We start from the raw sequence: 289 nt of genomic DNA on the forward strand, positions 1-289 counted from the left end.
CTATTCTTACTGTGCAATTTTCAAAGAACAAATGGTGGGCTTAAATGGACTCGAACCATCGACCTCACGCTTATCAGGCGTGCGCTCTAACCAGCTGAGCTATAAGCCCATATCATGGTGGAGATAAAGAGATTCGAACTCTTGACCCTCTGCGTGCAAGGCAGATGCTCTCCCAACTGAGCTATACCCCCAAAAATATTTTTGACTAATTTTAAGAGAATATAATCCCTCAAAATTAAACAGAGTAAAATAAACCTAACAATTTATGAAACAGTCATGCTGTTTCAGT

General features: G+C 39.8%; 2 tRNA genes. Both read right to left on the bottom strand.

Annotation, left to right across the window (positions count from 1 at the left end):
- Window positions 1-32 precede the first annotated feature (32 nt).
- Window positions 33-109 (bottom strand) — tRNA-Ile (locus J418_RS0115265).
- Between the two features lie 6 nt (window positions 110-115).
- Window positions 116-191, bottom strand: a tRNA-Ala gene (locus J418_RS0115270).
- Window positions 192-289: the final 98 nt, after the last annotated feature.

The sequence above is a fragment of the Clostridium tyrobutyricum DSM 2637 = ATCC 25755 = JCM 11008 genome, from assembly GCF_000359585.1.
Classification (GTDB): Bacteria; Bacillota; Clostridia; order Clostridiales; family Clostridiaceae; genus Clostridium_B; species Clostridium_B tyrobutyricum.